1 pseudogene is annotated in these 386 nt (G+C 56.9%); it reads left to right on the top strand.

From position 1 onward, the window contains the following. Positions 1-354: pseudogene (locus tag AB4Z23_RS28900) on the top strand (SGNH/GDSL hydrolase family protein); the annotation flags it as partial. Positions 355-386: the final 32 nt, after the last annotated feature.

The raw sequence follows: 386 nt of genomic DNA, 5'->3' as shown, positions 1-386 counted from the left end.
GAGGCAGCCGCGATGATTGGCAGAACCGTCTCCTTCGCGGTGCTTTACAAAAATAGCGAGGGGCAGCGAGCGCCCTATGTCACACTGATTACGAAAAGCGGCGGCGCGGTTCGGACGATAAGCTGCTCCGCCCTGCAATTCGGTGGTGCGAATGCCCTCGACAATAGCGGCTGGATGTKGGCCATAGCCAACGAGATCACCATCGACCCGGATATCAGCCCCAGCGGATACGGTTTCTATGTGAGGATCATGCCGGCATTCGGCATGAGCGCACCGGTTTCCAACGAACCGCTCTACATCCAGCGGGTGATCGCCGTTGAGGGCGCTCTGCCAAAAGGCAATCTGATCGACTGAAAACCCAAAAGGCAATCTGATCGACTGAAAAC

This window comes from Agrobacterium sp. MCAB5, from assembly GCF_052114365.1.
In the GTDB taxonomy this organism is placed as follows: Bacteria; Pseudomonadota; Alphaproteobacteria; order Rhizobiales; family Rhizobiaceae; genus Agrobacterium; species Agrobacterium tumefaciens.
Note: the sequence above shows the minus strand (reverse complement) of the source record. Positions and strands in the feature narration are given on the sequence as shown.